This window comes from Bradyrhizobium sediminis, assembly GCF_018736085.1.
In the GTDB taxonomy this organism is placed as follows: domain Bacteria; phylum Pseudomonadota; class Alphaproteobacteria; order Rhizobiales; family Xanthobacteraceae; genus Bradyrhizobium; species Bradyrhizobium sediminis.
The window spans coordinates 3,465,067-3,482,148 of record NZ_CP076134.1 but is presented as its reverse complement, the minus strand read 5'-3'; the positions used below and the strand labels follow the sequence as shown (position 1 = coordinate 3,482,148).

The window sequence follows — 17,082 nt, the reverse complement described above, 5'->3', positions numbered from 1 at the left end:
GTCACGACCAACGGCGCAGTACGATGCTGGCATTGACGCCGCCGAAACCGAAACCGTTCGAGATCGCATGCGTGATCGGCATGCCTCTCGCGTTGCCCCGGACCAGATCAATGCCGTCGGCGAGAACGTCCGGGTTTTCAAGGTTGAGCGTGGGCGGAGCGACCTGGTCGCGAAGGGCAAGGATGGTGAAAATCGCCTCCAGGCCGCCGGCGGCTCCGAGCAGATGACCCGTGGCTGATTTCGTCGCGCTGACCGCAATGCCTTGATCGTCGCCGAACACGGCCTTGATGGCCGCCAATTCGCCGCTGTCTCCGACCGGCGTGGAGGTGGAATGCGCGTTCAGATGTTGTACGTCGCCCGGCGCCAGCCCGGCCTGTCGCAGCGCCAGTTGCATCGCGCGGCGGGCGCCTTCGCCGTCCTCGGGTCCCGATGTCAGGTGGTAGGCATCGGCGCTCGTGCCATAGCCGATGAGTTCGGCGATCGGATTGGCCCCTCGCGCCAGCGCGTGCTGCAATTCCTCGATGACGAGAATTCCCGCGCCTTCGCCCATGACGAAGCCGTCGCGGTCGCGATCGAATGGACGGGACGCCTGCGTCGGCATGTCGTTGAAGCCGGTCGAGAGCGCGCGGGCAGCGGCAAAGCCGCCGAGACTGACCAGGTCGATACAGGCTTCCGCGCCACCGCAAATCGCGATGTCCGCTTCGCCGGCCCGGATCAGCCGCGCGGCATCGCCGATGGCCTGGACGCTTGCGGCGCAGGCGGTGACCGGAGCGCCGATCGGACCCTTGTATCCGTAGCGGATGGAGATCTGACCGGCTGCCAGATTGGCCAGGAATGACGGCACGGTGAACGGGGAGAGGCGCCGGATGCCGCGCTGATCGGTGGTGCGCACGGCCTCGACGATGGCCGGGAAGCCGCCGATCCCGGACGCGATGACCGTCGCGGTCCGTTCGAGCGACTGCGCATCCGCAGGCGCCCAGCCGGCCTGCGCGATCGCCTCGGCCGCCGCCACCATCGCGAACAGGATGAAGCGGTCCATCTTGCGCTGGTCCTTGCGCGCCACGACGGTATCGGGATCGAACCCGCCCTCGGCGTCGTCGGCCTTGTCAGGCACGAGGCCAGCCACCCGCGCGGCAAGACCTGCGCCGATGGTGGCGGGGAGGGAACGCAGCCCCGATCGGCCGGAGAGCAGGCGCGACCAGATCAATTCCACACCGCAGCCCAGCGGCGACACCGCCCCCATGCCAGTCACAACAATTCGGCGCATGTCATTACCTATGCTGGAGAAACGTCTGGCCGCATCGCGCGCATCGCGGCTAGCCGCCGATGCATGTCCCGGCTGGCCTTCGGGCCGGGAACGAGAGCCACATTGTCCGGCGTGATTGGCGCAAGTGTGCCGGCCGCGACCACGACCGGATCAACCCTGAGCGAAGACGCCCGGTCCGCCATCAGCAGAGCCTCTCCGTGAGGCGAAAGGTATTTGTTGCCCCAGGCAAACATCGTCACGACGACGGGAAAGAAGTCGCGGCCTTTCTGGGTGAGTATGTATTCGTACCAGTTGGGCTTCCTGTGATAGAGGCGGCGCTCGAACAGGCCTCGCTCGGTCAGATGCTTCAAGCGGCGAGCCAGGATATTCGGAGCGATTCCCAGACTTCGCTGGAATTCGTCGAAGCGGGTACAGCCCTGGAACGCATCGCGCAGGATCAGAATGCTCCACCATTCGCCAACGGACTCGAGGGTCCGGGCGGCCGGACATTCAGAACGGGGCTTCTTCCGCGGCTGCATGAAGCAAGGTTAGGCGAGGTACTTGCAATTTGCAAGTACCTCGCCGCTGTAACTGCAGGAGCGGATTGGCAAGGCCGCATCCTGCGCAGCGCTGCCTTTTCGGGTTGATGGCGTGACCGAGCGGGGGTAACGCCAGCCGTGGCCGGCACCACGAGAATCAGGGAAGATCGCTGGCTTCTCCGTCCGCTAACGAAAGCAGGAAACCGATGGCACGCGTGCGCTGTATCACCGAAATGGGCATGGGCGTTGACGTCCACGGCAAAGACGCTACCAAGGCCGCCAAGCGCGCGGTCTCCGACGCCATACGCCACTCCAGCCTCGGGTTCTTCCGGATGCTCGGCAAGACCGCCAACGATATGTTCGTCGACGTCACCATCGGCGTGCCGGACCCGAGCACGGTCGACACCGCAGCTGTCGCGAAAGAGCTGCCATATGGAACGGTGACGGTGTCAGCGGTCAAAGGCGGGCTCGAGGTTCCGGCGGAGAGCGGCGGTGATAGCATCATCATTGCCAATGCGGCTGTCATTGTCAGTCTCGACGACGGGAAGGCCGGCTAGACATTCGTCGGAGATAAACCCAAGCTGGTATTCTCTGACCTGATTGACATCGAGCCATTGCTGCAGTCGGCCCCATGAAAGCCAAGGGCAAAATCCGTTTCGACACCGACGCCTTGCGCGAACTCGCCGGCGGTAAGGTATTCGCGCGCGGCGAGGCCTATCATCGTGACGGCCAGGTTCAGATCCTCGTCATCAATCCGGAACGGGTGCTGGCGCAAGTCGCCGGCAGCGAGGATTACCGGACCGAACTCTTAGGGCGCGGCCGGGCCATCGGCGGCGAATGCTCCTGTCCCGCGTTCGAGGATCACGGCTTCTGCAAGCATATGGTCGCCACAGCGCTTGCGGCAAACGATTTGGGTGCGGACGAGGCCGACGGCAGCGGCGCGCTTGTCCGTATCCGCAATCACCTGAAGGAAAAGGGCGTCGATGCCCTCGTCGACATCATCGTCGGCCTCGCCGAGCAGGATCTGGCCCTGTTCCGCAAGCTCGATGCCGCCACAGCAGCGCTGCATGAGGATGACAAGACTCTCGGCAAGCGCCTGTGCAAGGCGATTGATCAGGCGACGCAAACTCGCGATTTTATGGATTATCACGAGGTTCCGCGTTGGGCGGCCAATGTCGATTCCGCGCTCGACACCGTTGCCGGTCTCGCCTCGGGCGCCCGCGCCGGCCTCGCATGCGAGCTTGCAGATCACGCGGTCGACCGGATCGGGCAGGCGATCGAGGAGATCGATGACTCCGACGGCTATTGCATGGCGCTGTTGGAGCGCGCGCGCGACATCCATCTCGCCGCAGTCTCGGAGATCAGGCCCGAACCGGTCGAACTCGCCCGCGATCTGTTCGCTCGGGAAATGGCGGAGGACTACGGAACCTTCGATGGGGCGGTGAGGCGCTACGCCGACGTGCTCGGGGAGGCCGGGCTCGCCGAATATCGTCGCCTCGCCAGGAAGGCATGGGAGAAACCGGCGCCGTCTGCGGGCCGCAAGGGGCAGCAGGACGATGACAGCGTCGATCGCCATCAGCTGATGCGCATCCTCGATTTCTTCGCCGAGCGCGACGGCGACGTCGATGCCCGCATCGCGCTGCGGGTCAGGGACCTGTCCTCCTCGTGGGATTATCTTCAACTCGCCGAATTCTGTCTGTCGCACGGCCGCGCGGACGAGGCATTGCGGTGGGCAGAGGAGGGCCTGTGGAAGTACGAGGACGGGCGTCCGGACGTGGGGCTCACGATGTTCGCCGCGGAACTGTTGTCGAAGGCTGGCCGAAAGGCTGACGCGGAGGCGCATCTGTGGCGGCTGTTCGAGAAGTCGCCCACATTCGATCTCTACAAACGGCTTTGCGGCATCGGCGGCAAGGCCGCCCGGGAGCGCGCTTTGTCTTTCCTGGAAGGCAAGCAAGCGAGCGGAGCGCGGTTAGGCTGGAATAGTCCGATCGACCTACTCGCTCGCATCTGGATAGACGAGGAGAAGTTCGATGCCGCCTGGGCGGCGGTGGGCAAGCACGGTGCGTCCGCGGGCTTGAAGGAAGAACTCGCCGGAAAATCCGAAGCTACCCATCCGCGCGAGGTGCTCGAGGTGTATACCCAGCGAGTCGATCAACTCGTAAATGCCGGCGGCGGTTCGAATTACCAGCAGGCGGCGAAGCTGGTCGCGAGGATGGCAAAACTCCGCCCAAGGGGCGAGCAGGTTGCCTACGTTCTCGGGCTCAGGCAGCGCTTCGGCCGCCGGCGTCATTTCACCCAGTTGTTGGAGTGAATGGATGCGGCGCGCCAAAATAGAAGAGGAAAACAATCGTATGGTGAGACAGCAGCGCGAGTTTCGAGTGGCTGCTGACGTCGTGACAAAGTGCTGGATGGTGTTTCCGGAGGTTGAGGCGATTGCGGTCATAGGCTCGGTGGCAAAGCCGCTGTGGAAGGAGGTTCCGAGATTCAGCGAGTTCCGGAAACAGCGCGTCGAGATCTGGCATGAATGCGGCGACCTCGATCTGGCGCTGTGGATCGACTCGCTGCACCGCCTCGGCGAGTTGCGACGGGCGCGCGACCGCGCATTGCGCGATGCCTTTGAGAGCGGCGTCGGAATCAGTGTCGCGAACCACCAGGTCGACGTGTTCCTGTTCGAGCCGCAAAGCGACCGCTACCTCGGCCGGCTGTGCTCGTTCAACCAATGTCCGAAGCGGAAACCTCCCTGTTTCATTGCCGGCTGCGGCGCCATTCCCTTCAACAAGCAAATTGCGGATTTCGTCCCGCGTGCCGACCTTTTGGCTTCGGCGGCCGAGGCGATGCTGTATCGGCGGGGTTCCGGTGTACTGCGCTCCGCCCTCGAACTGCCGTCGATCGAAGCGCGGCAACCATGAGGCCGACGTCAGCCCATCCGCTCGATCATCCGATCTGGACCGCATTGACGACCCGGCAGCAGGCCCTGGCGGAAGGCGGCGCGCTGGCGCGGCGCTATCCTCCGGCGATCGCGCCGTTTGCGGCAATGGTGGACATGTCACCGCAGAGCTTTGCGGCGCTTCACGCGCTGATGTCGAAATCCGACATGGCCGTGCTGTTTACGCCCGACCCCGTGACCCCGCCCGCCGAGTTCAAGGTTCTGCTCGCCGAGACCGGAGAGCAGATGATCGGGACGCTCGCGGAAGCTTCGATCCGCGGCGTGGAAATCGTCACACTCGGGGCCGATGACGTTCCTGAGATGCTCGCGTTGACCGAATTGACAAAACCCGGTCCCTTCAGCGCGCGAGCGCATGAGCTGGGAATCTTTCTCGGGATCCGGATCGATGGTCGGCTGGTTGCGATGGCCGGCGAGCGAATGAAGCCCGCCAACTACACCGAGATCACGGCCGTCTGCGTGCACCCATCGCACCGCGGCCGAGGTTACGGGCAAGCTCTGCTTGGCGAGATTTCCCGCCAGATCCTGGCGCGGGGAGAGCTTCCGTTCCTGCACGTATTCACGAACAACACCTCGGCCATCGCGCTGTACCGGCGGCAGGGGGTGGAAATCCGCCGCCGTTTCCACGTCACCGTGTTGCATCGGCGAAAGTGAACGGCCGGCTGAGACCGCAGGCCGGGCGGCTCGACGCCGCCCGGTGCGGCCGGGACGCTCACAAAGAAGTGACGCCGCACGCAAGGCAAGCGTGTCGCCATTTGCACCTCCTCATTCGTCCTGTGCGCAGAGAACTCGAACGGGAGATATGGGATGAGCAATTCTCGCTATCGCTGGGTCATCGTCGCAGCCGGCGGCGTGCTGGGCTGTATCGCGATCGGCGGCATGTTTTCATTGCCGGTTTTGCTTCAGCCGATCACGCGGGATACCGGCTGGTCGGTCGCCGGCGTATCCAGCGCCATGACGATCGGCTTCCTCGCGATGGCCTTCGCCAGCATAATCTGGGGCACGCTGTCCGACCGCGTGGGGCCGCGCCCGGTGGTGCTGACGGGCTCGATCGTCATCGCGGCAAGCCTGGCGCTGGCGAGCCGCGCCACCTCGCTGATCGAGTTTCAACTCCTTTTCGGGCTGCTGGTGGGTGGCGCAACCGCTGCGATCTTCGTGCCGTTGATGGCGTGCGTCGCCGGCTGGTTCGATACCCATCGTGGCCTTGCGGTGTCGCTGGTGTCGGCCGGCATGGGGATGGCGCCCATGACCATGTCGCCGCTCGTGGCATGGCTCGTCTCCTTCCACGACTGGCGAACCACGATGCAAATCGTTGCCGTCATCGTCGCCGCCATCATGATCCCGGTATCGCTGCTGGTGCGGCGCGCGCCGGCGCTCGCGGGCGGAAACGCACCTGCATCCGAAACCGGCGCGCCGTCGGCCGAGATGTCGCTGGGCGAAGCGGTGCGCTCGCCGCAATTCGTCATCCTGCTCGCGACGAATTTCTTCTGCTGCGCCACGCATTCGGGACCGATCATCCATACCGTGAGCTATGCCATCAGCTGCGGCATCCCGATGCTGGCCGCGGTTTCGATCTACAGCGTGGAAGGGCTCGCCGGCCTCGGCGGCCGCGTGGCGTTCGGCCTGCTCGGCGACAGGTTCGGGGCCAAGCGCGTGCTCGTCACGGGACTGCTGGTGCAGGCATTCGGCGCGCTGGCCTATGTGTTCGTGCGCGAACTGGCCGCGTTCTATGCCGTGGCGGCGCTGTTCGGCTTCATCTATGCCGGCGTCATGCCGCTCTATGCGGTGCTGGCGCGGGAAAATTTCCCGTTGAAGATGATGGGCACCGTGATCGGCGGCATTGCGATGGCGGGCAGTCTCGGCATGGCCACGGGACCGATCGCCGGCGGCTTGATCTACGACACCTTCGCCAGCTACGCTTGGCTCTATATCGGCGCCTGGGGCATGGGCATCGGTGCGTTCCTGATGGCCTTGAGTTTCCGGCCCTTTCCAAAAGCGCAGGCCGCGCCCGCGCCCGCGTGATCCGTCAATGGTCGCCGCCAAAATAATCCGGCTTCCCCGTCGTCCAGGTCTCGCCCCACAACTGCCCGCCGCCGTCGACCGTCAGCGTCTCGCCGGTGACGAACCGTCCCGACGGCCCGGCGAGGTAGACGCACGCTTCCGCGATGTCCCACGGCGAGCCCGCGCGCATCATCGGATTGGAGCGCGGGTAGGCGGCGCGGGCCTCCGGCGTGTAGACGTTCCAGCCCTCGGTCTCGATCACGCCGGGGGCTACGCAATTGACGCGGACGTTCAGCGGCGCCCATTCGACCGCGACGGCGCGCGACAGGCCGATCACGCCGGCGCGCGCCGCGACCGAATGCGCAATGCCGTAGAGCCCGTGGGTGGTGACCACCACGATGTTGACGATGCTGCCGGGATGTCCGTGGTCGCGCCAGCGTTTTGCCGCGGCCTGCATCATGTACCAGGTGCCGTTGAGGTTGGTGTTGATGACCGTGTTCCAGCCTTTCACCGAGAAATCGATCGCGGGTTGCGGAAACTGGCCGCCGGCGCTGTTGACGAGGCTGTCGATGCGGCCATGCGCGGCCCAGACCTTGTCGAACAGCGCGTCGACCGCGTCCGGTTCCCGGATGTCGGCGGCATGCGCGGAGGCCTTCAAACCGCGGCCGGCCAATTGGCCGGCAAGGATGTCGAGCTTGTGCTGATCGCGCCCGACAATGACGACATGCGCGCCCAGCCGCGCCAACAGCCAGGCGATCGCGCGGCCGATGCCGCCCGATCCGCCGGACACGACCGCGACCTGACCCTTGAGCGCATCGGGTGCGTAAATCGTCGGATGCACCGCAAGCTCCGCGTCGGTCAGGCCGGGTTTTGCGTTCGCTTGGTCATCCATCGATGGCGCCGGCCCTTGTCACGTCAGGCAGTCCCCGTACAGTAGCCACGCAATAGAGTCGAAGCAAAGAACGAGTTGTGATGTCCGATCTTTCCGCCTTTACGATCACCAAACGCTGGCCCGCCAAATATCCCGACCGTCTCCAACTCTATTCGCTGCCGACGCCGAACGGCGTCAAGGTTTCCATCATGCTGGAGGAGATCGGGCTCGCTTATGAAGCGCATCTGGTCGACTTCAACAAGGACGACCAGAAGACGCTGGAGTTTCTCTCGCTGAACCCGAACGGCAAGATTCCCGCGATCCTCGATCCGGACGGACCCGGCGGCCAACCGCTCGGCCTGTTCGAATCCGGCGCGATCCTGCACTATCTCGCCGAGAAGACCGGCAAGCTGTTGCCGGCCGACGCCGCGCGCCGCTGGGAAACCATCCAGTGGGTCCACTTCCAGATGGGCGGGATCGGGCCGATGTTCGGCCAGGTCGGATTCTTCCACAAATTCGCCGGCAAGGATTTTGCCGACAAGCGGCCGCTGGAGCGCTATGTCGCGGAGTCCAAACGCCTGCTCGGCGTGATGGAGACGCGGCTGGCCGGCCGGTCATGGTTCATGGACGACGACTACACCATCGCCGACATCTCGATGCTCGGCTGGGTGCGCAACCTGATCGGCTTCTACGGCGCGCGCGAGCTGGTCGGGTTCGATGATTTTGGCAACGTCTCGGCCTGGCTCGATCGCGGTCTGGCGCGGCCGGCGGTGCAGCGCGGGCTCGAGATTCCGAAGCGGCTGTGAACGCCTCACGCCCCGCGCTTGAGTAGTTCGTAATCCAGCGGATTGTCGGCGCAAGCCCCGAAACCGCATTCCAGCAGAGTCGAGGCGACATTCAGGGCCGTCAAGGCGATCACCAACCACACCGCCACCGTCGCGAAAGGACCGGGTGCGACAGGCTGCACCTCTGCGCCATCCCGTTCGAACTGACGGTCGAACAACAGGATGACCGCGATCAGGACGATGGCCACGGCGAAGCCGATCAAGGCAAGGGTATAGTAGTGATAGCCGAGCAGCGCCGTGCCGTAGCCGGCGTCGCCGGGCATGATGTGCAGCAGCACCTGGCGTGTCGAAAAAGCAAAGCCCGCGGCGGCGGCAAACAACGATAGGGCGTAGTGGCTGGGGCGCGGTCCAAAGCGGACGTTCAGGATCGGACCGACGGCGAGCGCCGCGAACTGGATGCGCTGGAGCAGGCACAGCGGGCAGGGCAGTTCATGCAGCAGGAGCTGCGCGGCAAACGCCGCCGTCAGCACCAGCGCCACGGCGTAGAGGCCGAGCGCATTGAGAGTGACGGCCAATGATCGCGTCATGCACGGCGCCTCAGAACGACAGTTTCAAGGTGTCGGTCGCATGATGCAGATAGGTCGCGACAGAGGCTGCAAGCACCGCCGCGAATAATGCCAGCGCCAGCGGCCGTGGACCTCGCCAGGCGACGACCATGACGATCGCGACGGCCAGAAAAAGCGCGGTGAATTCCATGTTCGCCCCGGATGCAAGGAAGCCTGCAATACCCTATAATGGACGATCGAACCGCACCATTCCGGAATGGATCAGAATGCCCATCACCATCTACGGCATCAAGAACTGCGACACCATGAAGAAAGCCCGCGCCTGGCTCGACAGTCATGGCGTCACGCATGGATTCCACGACTACAAGACCGCGGGCATCGCCAAGGACAAATTGAAAAGCTGGAGCGACGAGCTCGGCTGGGAAGCTCTGCTCAACCGCGCCGGCACCACGTTTCGCAAATTGCCCGATAGCGACAAAGAAGGGCTGAACGAGCGCAAGGCGCTGGCGCTGATGCTGGCGCAGCCCTCGATGATCAAGCGGCCGGTGCTCGATCTCGGCGGCAAATTGCTGGTGGGCTTCAAGCCGGAAACCTATGCCAGGGAAGTCAAGCCGTCGGGCGGATCGCGGGCGCGAAAGGCCTAGCTGAATTCGATCTGGTCGCCGGCCGGAATACGGCCGGGTGCGCGATGGAAGAGATCGCGATCGATGACCGCACGGAGTTTCGGCGTCGGCAGCGAGTCGTTGCCGCGCATCAGATTCTTGATCTCGAAGTTGCCGTCTTCGCTGATGGTCTTCAGCGAGGCGATCACATGGCTGACATTGTCGCCGTTCGAGAACGGCAGCAGCAGCCGCTCATAGGCGACGATTCGTCCATAGACATCGTCGATGTTGGCAATTGTGTAGACGGGGAGGCGGCGGGCGATGCATTCGTAATAGACCGGCATCATCATGGGCGCGAGTCTGGCGCCGAGATATTCGTCGAGAAGCCGGCCCTTGCCGGTGTGGCCATAGGCGCTCGACATCCGCGTGCCGTCGCTCTCGATGGTCAGGCGCGGCGGCCAGCTGGCGGTATCCACTGTAAAAAACACGAGGTCCGGAAGTTCGTCCTCGATCCGAGCCGGCTGGTATTCCTCGATGCGCGGCAACAACCGTTCGCGGGCAAAAAGCCGCAGCCAGGTGTTCAGCAGGTCCCGCTGCTTGATCGATTTAACGACCGACGGGTTGGCGCTTTCAAATTCCACGGCTGCAATCCGATCTTGAATACAAAGCAACAAACTATCGAGCCGACGGGCAATTTTTGATGAAGCCACCGGATCGTGTCAGAACTCCGTTAACGCTTGCTTTCCGCACGGATTGAAGGGGAGGCCGAAGGCCTCGGCCGGCCGGCTATTCCAATCCGCCGATAATTCGACTAATGGCACAGCCGGAGCCGGTTTCTGCTCGCCGCGCATGGCAGCTTTCCACCTTGCGCAAACCGGGCCGTTGACGGCATATTCCGGCCGGAGGCGGCAGGTCCGGGACGGGATCTTCCGGGGCGCCCTCGGGGCGCCCTCAGGAGAACCTGCCGGTTAGCAGGAATTCGGTCACGCGCGGTGGCATTCGCGACGTAGGCTGTTGGGGGAAATTTGATTGGCCGATGAGTTCATTCTCGAAACCCACGGATTGACCAAGGAATTCGCGGGGTTCTTTGCCGTTCGCGATGTCGATCTCAGGGTCCGCCGTGGCAGCATTCATGCGTTGATCGGTCCGAACGGGGCCGGCAAGACGACGTGCTTTAATCTTCTGACCAAGTTCCTGAAGCCGTCAGCGGGCCAGATTCTGTATAAGGGACAGGATATTACGGCGATGGCGCCGGCCGATGTCGCGCGCCTCGGCTTGGTCCGATCGTTCCAGATTTCAGCGGTGTTCCCGCACCTCACCGCGCTTGAAAATGTGCGGGTCGCGCTGCAGCGCCAGCACGGGCAGTCCTTCGATTTCTGGCGTTCCAAATCGGTGCTCGACCGTTTCAACGGCCGTGCCCACGAATTGCTCGACGATGTCGGCCTCAGTGAGTTCGCCGCCACGCCCGCGGTCGAGATGCCCTATGGGCGCAAGCGCGCGCTCGAGATTGCGACCACGCTGGCGCTCGATCCGGAAATGATGCTGCTCGACGAGCCGATGGCGGGCATGGGACACGAGGACATCGACAAGATCGCCGCCTTGATCAAGCGGATCTCGGCGAAATACACCATCCTGATGGTCGAACATAACCTCAGCGTCGTCGCCAACCTTTCCGACATCATCACGGTGCTGACGCGCGGGCAGGTGCTGGCGGAAGGCAATTATGCCGAGCTCACCAAGGACGAGCGCGTCAAGGAAGCGTATCTGGGGGCCGGTCATGGCTGATTTGAAGATGGCCGATGCCGCCGCGACCAAGTCCGGCGCGGGCGCGCCGGTGCTGTTGGTGCAGAATCTCGAAGCCTGGTACGGCGAATCCCACATCCTTCACGGCATCAATTTCAACGTCAACGCCGGCGAGGTGGTTACGCTGCTCGGGCGCAACGGCGCGGGCAAGACCACGACGCTGAAATCGGTGATGGGGATCATCGGCAAGCGCACCGGCTCGATCCGCTTCGGCGATCAGGAGATCATCCGGGCATCGTCGGACAAGATCGCGCGCATGGGGGTCGCCTTCTGCCCCGAGGAGCGCGGAATCTTCGCTAGCCTCGATGTGCGCGAAAACCTGCTGCTGCCGCCGGTGGTGCGCCCGGGCGGGTTGTCGCTGGACCAGATCTTCGACCTGTTTCCCAATCTCAAGGAGCGGCTCAACAGCCAGGGCACAAAATTGTCCGGCGGCGAGCAGCAGATGCTGGCAATCGCGCGAATCCTGCGCACCGGCGCACGGTTCCTGATGCTGGACGAGCCGACCGAGGGACTGGCACCGGTCATCATCCAGCAGATCGGCCATACCATCGCGCGCCTCAAGAAGGAGGGTTTCACGATCCTTCTGGTCGAACAGAACTTCCGGTTCGCAGCGACCGTCGCGGACCGTTACTACATCGTCGAGCACGGCAAGGTGATCGACGGTTTCGCAAACTCCGATCTGCAAGCCAACATGGACAAGCTTCACACCTATCTCGGCGTCTGAACGACCTCTCAAGCACGATCCAACGGAGAAGATATGAAACATAGAATCTCGGCAGTTTTGCTTGGTACCGCACTGGCGCTTGGCGCAAGTGGCGCTGCTTTGGCGCAGGACAAGACCATCAAGATCGGCGTGCTTACCGATAATTCGGGTCTGTACTCCGATATCGGCGGCGCAGGGTCCACGTTGGCCGCCCAGATGGCGGTTGAGGACTCCGGCCTCGCGGCCAAGGGCTGGAAGATCGACATCGTTTCCGCCGACCATCAGAACAAGCCCGACATCGGCACCAACACCGCGCGGCAGTGGATCGACGTCGACAAGGTCGACATCTTCATGGACGTGCTGAACTCCGGCGTCGCGCTGGCGGTCAGCAACCTGGTGAAGGAAAAGAACGTCATCATGATCAACACCGGCGCGGCGTCGTCGGATCTCACCAATACCAAATGCTCGCCGAACACGATTCATTGGGTTTACGACACCTACATGCTCGCCAACAGCACCGGTCAGGCGCTGGTGAAGGCCGGCGGCGACACCTGGTACTTCCTCACCGCTGACTATGCGTTCGGTCACGCGCTGGAGCGCGACACCGCCGCGGTGGTGGTGAAGTCGGGCGGCAAGGTGCTGGGCACCGTCAGGCATCCCCTGAATTCGTCGGACTTCTCCTCGTTCCTGCTGCAGGCGCAGGCGTCCAAAGCCAAGATCATCGGCATGGCCAATGCCGGCGGCGACACCACCAACACCATCAAGCAGGCGTCGGAATTCGGCATCGTCGCGGGCGGCCAGAAACTCGCCGGTCTCTTGCTGTTCATCAACGACGTTCACTCGCTCGGTCTGAAAGTGGCGCAGGGGCTGAACTTCACGGAAACGTTCTACTGGGACCTCAATGACGGGACCCGGGCGTTTTCGAAGCGCTTTTCCGAGCGCATGAAGAACAAGGCGATGCCGTCGATGATCCAGGCCGGCGTCTATTCGGGCCTGATCCATTACTTCAAGACAGTCGAAGCGATGGGTGGCAATCCGCATGACGGCATCAAGGTCGTCGAGAAGATGAAGTCGATGCCGACCGACGATCCGCTGTTCGGCAAGGGCACGATCCGCGCGGACGGCCGCAAGATTCACCCGGCCTATCTGTTCGAGGTCAAGAAGCCCGCCGAATCCAAGGGGCCCTGGGACTATTACAAGCTGATCGGGACGACCCCCGGAGAGCAGGCTTTCCGGCCGCTTTCGGAAAGCGAATGTCCGCTGGTAAAGAAGTAACAATGGCTGCCCGCCGGCGCCTGGCGCCGGCGGGTTTTCGCCCGGTGTTTACAGAAGATTGAGTTTCGAAAGATCGATCGATGCAGGCTCTCTACGCGCAGCTTCTGGTGGGACTGATCAACGGCTCGTTCTACGCGCTGTTGAGCCTTGGGCTCGCCGTGATCTTCGGCATGCTCAACATCATCAATTTCGCGCACGGCGCGGTCTACATGATGGGCGCGTTCTGCGCCTATTTCCTGCTCAACGTGGCGGGCGTCGGCTACTGGCCGGCGCTGATCGTCGCGCCGATCGCGGTCGGCATTTTCGGCATGATCCTGGAACGGACGATGCTGCAATGGCTGTCCGGGCTCGATCATCTCTACGGGCTGTTGCTGACGTTCGGAATCGCGCTGATCGTGCAGGGCGTCTTCCAGAATTATTTCGGTTCCTCGGGGCTGCCCTATGCGATCCCCGATGAGCTGAGGGGCGGCATGAATCTCGGCTTCATGTTCCTGCCGATCTACCGCGGCTGGGTGGTGGTGTTCTCGCTCGTGGTCTGCATTGCCACCTGGTATCTGATCGAGCGGACCCGGCTCGGCGCCAATCTGCGCGCGGCCACCGAAAATCCGACGCTGGTGCGGGCCTTCGGCATCAACGTGCCCAGGATGATCACGCTGACCTACGGGCTTGGCGTCGGACTTGCCGCGCTCGCCGGCGTGCTGTCGGCGCCGATCAACCAGGTGCGGCCGTTGATGGGGGCCGATCTGATCATCGTGGTGTTCGCGGTGGTGGTGATCGGCGGCATGGGTTCCATCATGGGCTCGATCATCACCGGCTTTGCACTCGGCGTGATCGAGGGACTGACGAAGTACTTTTATCCCGAGGCCTCCAACACCGTGGTATTCGTGCTGATGGTGCTGGTGCTGCTGGTGAAGCCGACGGGACTGACGGGACGGGCGGCCTGACATGAGCGCATTGACCGACGACACCTTACCGGTAACCCCGCGCGCCATCCGCGACGAGATGATCATGTTCGCCGGGATGGCGGCGCTGCTGGCGGCGGTGCCACTGACCGGCATCTATCCGTTCTTCGTCATGCAGGCGCTGTGCTTTGCGCTCCTGGCCTGCGCCTTCAACCTCTTGATCGGCTATGGCGGACTGCTGTCGTTCGGTCACGCGATGTTCCTCGGCACCGCCGGCTACTTCACCGCGCATGCGCTGAAGGTATGGGGCCTGTCGCCTGAGCTGGGGATCGTGGTCGGCGCCGCCGGGCTCGGTGTCATTACCGGCGTCGTCGCCATCAGGCGGCAGGGCATCTACTTCTCGATGATCACGCTGGCGCTGTCGCAACTATTGTATTTTATCTATCTGCAAGCGCCGTTCACCCATGGCGAAGATGGCATCCAGGGCATTCCACAGGGCTACCTGTTCGGAATTTTCAATCTCGCCAAGCCGACGGTGCTTTATTACGTCATCCTGGCCGGCTTCCTCGGCGGTTTCCTGCTGATCTATCGCACCATCAACTCGCCGTTCGGCGAGGTGCTGAAGGCCATCCGCGAAAATGAGCCACGCGCGATTTCGCTGGGCTACAAGACCGATCAGTACAAGCTGCTCGCCTACATCCTGTCCGGGACGCTGGCGGGGTTTGCCGGTTCGCTCAAGGTGTTCGTCGCGCAGAATGCTTCGCTGACCGACGTGCACTGGACGATGTCGGGCGAGATCGTGCTGATGACGCTGGTCGGCGGTCTCGGCACCGTGTTCGGTCCCGTCGTCGGCGCCTTCGTCATCATCGCCATGCAGCAATATCTGGCCGGTTTCGGGCAGTGGGTGACGGTGATCCAGGGCGTGATCTTCGTGGTCTGCGTGCTGACCTTCCGCCGCGGCGTGGTCGGCGAGATCGCGCATTACTTCCGGCGATCCCTGTAAACGGATCGTTTTCGAGCCGTTTTGAGCCCTCACAAAGCGGTGGATGAACCGGTTCCATCCGCCGCTCGTGCGGCGCTTGCCCGGGAAAATGGTTTATGACACCTGTGTGACGGGTCGCCCCGGGCCGGCCATTTCTGCGACAACGGACATAACCCATGCTGATGCGCTGGTTCCGCGCCTTTCTTCCGAGGGAAGAACGGTTTTTCGAGCTTTTTGCCCGGCATTCCCAGACCGTGGTGCAGGGCGCGCTGGCGCTGCAGGGCATGCTGCGCGGCGGCGAGGAAACCCCGGTGTTCTGCCAGCGGGTCAACCAGTTCGAGAATGACGCCGACAACATCACCCGCGAGGTGCTCACTGCGGTGCGCCGGACCTTCATCACGCCGTTCGACCGCGGCGACATCAAGAACCTGATCACCTCGATGGACGACGCCATCGACCAGATGCAGCAGACCGCCAAAACGGTCATCCTGTTCGAGGTCCGCAGCTTCGAGCCGCCGATGCGCGAGATGGGAACGCTGCTGGTGGAGTGCGCCAATCTGGTCGGACGCGCGCTGCCGCTGCTGCAATCGATCGGCCAAAACGTCTCGATGCTGACCGCCATCACCGAGGAACTGACCAAGCTCGAGGGCCGGGTCGACGACCTCCACGACATCGGGCTGAAGGAGCTTTTTCTCAAGCACCGCAACGCCAACACGATGGATTTCATCGTCGGCGCCGAGATCTACGACCATCTGGAGAAAGTCGCCGATCGCTTCGATGACGTTGCGAACGAGATCAACAGCATCGTGATCGAACAGGTATAGGGCAGGGCCGCGCAGTGGACGCCACGCTTGGTCTTCCGATTCTGGTCGGATTAATCGCAGTCGCGCTGCTGTTCGACTTCCTCAACGGGCTGCACGACGCCGCCAACTCGATTGCGACGATCGTGTCGACCCGCGTGCTGCGCCCGCAATATGCGGTGCTGTGGGCGGCGTTTTTCAATTTCGTCGCATTCCTGGTGTTCGGGCTGCATGTCGCCAACACCATCGGCACCGGGATCATCGCGCCCAGCGTCATCGACGCGCAGGTGATATTCGCCGCATTGGTAGGTGCTATTGTCTGGAACCTGATCACCTGGGGATTGGGAATCCCGTCCTCCAGCTCGCACGCTCTGATCGGCGGATTGGTCGGCGGCGGCATGGCCAAGGCCGGCATTTCGGCCGCGGTCTGGAGCGGGCTGTCGAAGACCTTGCTCGCGATCGTGTTGTCGCCGCTGGTCGGATTCCTGCTGGCGCTGGTGCTGGTCGCGATCGTGTCCTGGGCCTCGGTGCGCTCGACGCCGTACGCGGTGGACCGCGCCTTCCGCATCCTGCAATTCGTTTCGGCCTCGCTGTATTCGCTCGGACACGGCGGCAACGACGCGCAAAAGACCATGGGCATCATCGCGGTGCTGCTCTATTCGCAGGGGCATCTCGGGACGACATTCTCGGTGCCGTTCTGGGTGGTGCTGGCGTGCCAGGCGGCGATGGCGCTGGGCACCCTGATGGGCGGCTGGCGGATCGTCCGCACCATGGGCCTGCGGATCACCAAGCTGACGCCGATGCAGGGGTTCTGCGCCGAGACCGGCGGGGCCGCGACGCTGTTCATGGCGACCTGGCTCGGGGTTCCCGTCTCGACCACCCACACCATCACCGGCGCGATCGTCGGCGTCGGCGCCGCGCGGCGGGTCTCGGCGGTGCGCTGGAACGTGGCGAGTTCGATCGTCTATGCCTGGGTCATCACCATCCCGGCCGCGGCGCTGGTGGCGGCGCTGGCCTACTGGGCGCTGTTGCTGCTGCCGAAATGACCCAAAACCGCGCCACC

The 17,082-nt window shown here is 63.4% G+C and carries 20 protein-coding genes; 14 read left to right on the top strand and 6 right to left on the bottom strand.

Annotation, left to right across the window (positions count from 1 at the left end):
- Position 1: 1 nt before the first annotated feature.
- Together fabF and KMZ29_RS16885 are read right to left on the bottom strand one after the other, a co-directional pair.
- Complete coding sequence (fabF, locus tag KMZ29_RS16890) at positions 2-1,267, bottom strand: beta-ketoacyl-ACP synthase II (protein WP_215620288.1); 1,266 nt, start codon at positions 1,265-1,267, stop codon at positions 2-4.
- Between the two features lie 8 nt (positions 1,268-1,275).
- Positions 1,276-1,785: a winged helix-turn-helix transcriptional regulator gene (locus KMZ29_RS16885; protein ID WP_215620287.1), complete on the bottom strand. Its 510-nt coding sequence runs from the start codon at positions 1,783-1,785 to the stop codon at positions 1,276-1,278.
- Between the two features lie 206 nt (positions 1,786-1,991).
- On the opposite strand from KMZ29_RS16885, the gene KMZ29_RS16880 reads away from it, so the two are divergent.
- The 5 genes from KMZ29_RS16880 to KMZ29_RS16860 all read left to right on the top strand — a co-directional run bounded on the left by KMZ29_RS16880 (position 1,992) and on the right by KMZ29_RS16860 (position 6,751).
- Entirely contained in the window at positions 1,992-2,342 is a 351-nt protein-coding gene (locus tag KMZ29_RS16880; protein ID WP_215620286.1) for a Lin0512 family protein, read from the top strand.
- A 74-nt stretch (positions 2,343-2,416) separates the two neighbouring features.
- On the top strand, positions 2,417-4,096 hold the full coding sequence (locus KMZ29_RS16875) for an SWIM zinc finger family protein (protein ID WP_249779716.1): 1,680 nt from the start codon (positions 2,417-2,419) through the stop codon (positions 4,094-4,096).
- Between the two features lie 4 nt (positions 4,097-4,100).
- Positions 4,101-4,694, top strand: coding sequence for a hypothetical protein (locus tag KMZ29_RS16870; RefSeq protein ID WP_215620285.1), 594 nt, complete (start codon positions 4,101-4,103; stop codon positions 4,692-4,694).
- Positions 4,691-5,383, top strand: coding sequence for a GNAT family N-acetyltransferase (locus KMZ29_RS16865; RefSeq protein ID WP_215620284.1), 693 nt, complete (start codon positions 4,691-4,693; stop codon positions 5,381-5,383). Before KMZ29_RS16870 ends, KMZ29_RS16865 begins: the two co-directional genes overlap by 4 nt.
- 153 nt (positions 5,384-5,536) lie before the next feature.
- Complete coding sequence (locus KMZ29_RS16860) at positions 5,537-6,751, top strand: MFS transporter (RefSeq protein ID WP_215620283.1); 1,215 nt, start codon at positions 5,537-5,539, stop codon at positions 6,749-6,751.
- Between the two features lie 4 nt (positions 6,752-6,755).
- Here the strand turns inward: KMZ29_RS16860 and KMZ29_RS16855 are convergent, their stop codons facing one another.
- Positions 6,756-7,622 carry an SDR family oxidoreductase gene (locus KMZ29_RS16855; RefSeq protein ID WP_215620282.1) on the bottom strand — a complete coding sequence of 289 codons (867 nt, stop codon included), beginning with the start codon at positions 7,620-7,622 and terminating at the stop codon, positions 6,756-6,758.
- Positions 7,623-7,702: 80 nt separating this feature from the next.
- Between KMZ29_RS16855 and KMZ29_RS16850 the strand changes: the two genes are divergently transcribed.
- The gene (locus tag KMZ29_RS16850; protein ID WP_215620281.1) at positions 7,703-8,407 is read left to right on the top strand and encodes a glutathione S-transferase family protein; all 705 of its coding nucleotides are present in this window, start codon (positions 7,703-7,705) and stop codon (positions 8,405-8,407) included.
- 5 nt (positions 8,408-8,412) lie between these two features.
- Here KMZ29_RS16850 and KMZ29_RS16845 read toward each other — a convergent pair whose 3' ends face one another.
- Positions 8,413-8,973 carry a disulfide bond formation protein B gene (locus KMZ29_RS16845; protein ID WP_215620280.1) on the bottom strand — a complete coding sequence of 187 codons (561 nt, stop codon included), beginning with the start codon at positions 8,971-8,973 and terminating at the stop codon, positions 8,413-8,415.
- Between the two features lie 10 nt (positions 8,974-8,983).
- Positions 8,984-9,142 carry a DUF5993 family protein gene (locus tag KMZ29_RS16840; protein ID WP_215602306.1) on the bottom strand — a complete coding sequence of 53 codons (159 nt, stop codon included), beginning with the start codon at positions 9,140-9,142 and terminating at the stop codon, positions 8,984-8,986.
- Positions 9,143-9,218: 76 nt separating this feature from the next.
- Here KMZ29_RS16840 and KMZ29_RS16835 point away from each other — a divergent pair, with 76 nt between their 5' ends.
- On the top strand, positions 9,219-9,596 hold the full coding sequence (locus KMZ29_RS16835; protein ID WP_215615912.1) for an ArsC family reductase: 378 nt from the start codon (positions 9,219-9,221) through the stop codon (positions 9,594-9,596).
- Here KMZ29_RS16835 and KMZ29_RS16830 read toward each other — a convergent pair.
- Positions 9,593-10,195: a PAS domain-containing protein gene (locus KMZ29_RS16830; protein WP_215620279.1), complete on the bottom strand. Its 603-nt coding sequence runs from the start codon at positions 10,193-10,195 to the stop codon at positions 9,593-9,595. The genes KMZ29_RS16835 and KMZ29_RS16830 overlap by 4 nt on opposite strands.
- Positions 10,196-10,583: 388 nt before the next feature.
- Here KMZ29_RS16830 and KMZ29_RS16825 point away from each other — a divergent pair, with 388 nt between their 5' ends.
- The 7 genes from KMZ29_RS16825 (at position 10,584) to KMZ29_RS16795 (ending at position 17,065) form a co-directional block, all read left to right on the top strand.
- A complete protein-coding gene (locus tag KMZ29_RS16825) occupies positions 10,584-11,339 on the top strand; it encodes an ABC transporter ATP-binding protein (RefSeq protein ID WP_215615914.1) in 756 nt (251 codons plus the stop codon).
- The gene (locus KMZ29_RS16820; RefSeq protein ID WP_215620278.1) at positions 11,332-12,081 is read left to right on the top strand and encodes an ABC transporter ATP-binding protein; all 750 of its coding nucleotides are present in this window, start codon (positions 11,332-11,334) and stop codon (positions 12,079-12,081) included. Before KMZ29_RS16825 ends, KMZ29_RS16820 begins: the two co-directional genes overlap by 8 nt.
- Positions 12,082-12,114: 33 nt before the next feature.
- The gene (locus KMZ29_RS16815; protein ID WP_215620277.1) at positions 12,115-13,335 is read left to right on the top strand and encodes an ABC transporter substrate-binding protein; all 1,221 of its coding nucleotides are present in this window, start codon (positions 12,115-12,117) and stop codon (positions 13,333-13,335) included.
- Positions 13,336-13,415: 80 nt separating this feature from the next.
- The gene (locus tag KMZ29_RS16810; RefSeq protein ID WP_215620276.1) at positions 13,416-14,279 is read left to right on the top strand and encodes a branched-chain amino acid ABC transporter permease; all 864 of its coding nucleotides are present in this window, start codon (positions 13,416-13,418) and stop codon (positions 14,277-14,279) included.
- Between the two features lies 1 nt (position 14,280).
- Positions 14,281-15,240, top strand: coding sequence for a branched-chain amino acid ABC transporter permease (locus tag KMZ29_RS16805; protein ID WP_215620275.1), 960 nt, complete (start codon positions 14,281-14,283; stop codon positions 15,238-15,240).
- A gap of 158 nt (positions 15,241-15,398) precedes the next feature.
- The gene (locus KMZ29_RS16800; RefSeq protein ID WP_215624310.1) at positions 15,399-16,043 is read left to right on the top strand and encodes a DUF47 domain-containing protein; all 645 of its coding nucleotides are present in this window, start codon (positions 15,399-15,401) and stop codon (positions 16,041-16,043) included.
- Positions 16,044-16,057: 14 nt separating this feature from the next.
- Positions 16,058-17,065 carry an inorganic phosphate transporter gene (locus tag KMZ29_RS16795; protein WP_215620274.1) on the top strand — a complete coding sequence of 336 codons (1,008 nt, stop codon included), beginning with the start codon at positions 16,058-16,060 and terminating at the stop codon, positions 17,063-17,065.
- Positions 17,066-17,082 lie beyond the last annotated feature (17 nt).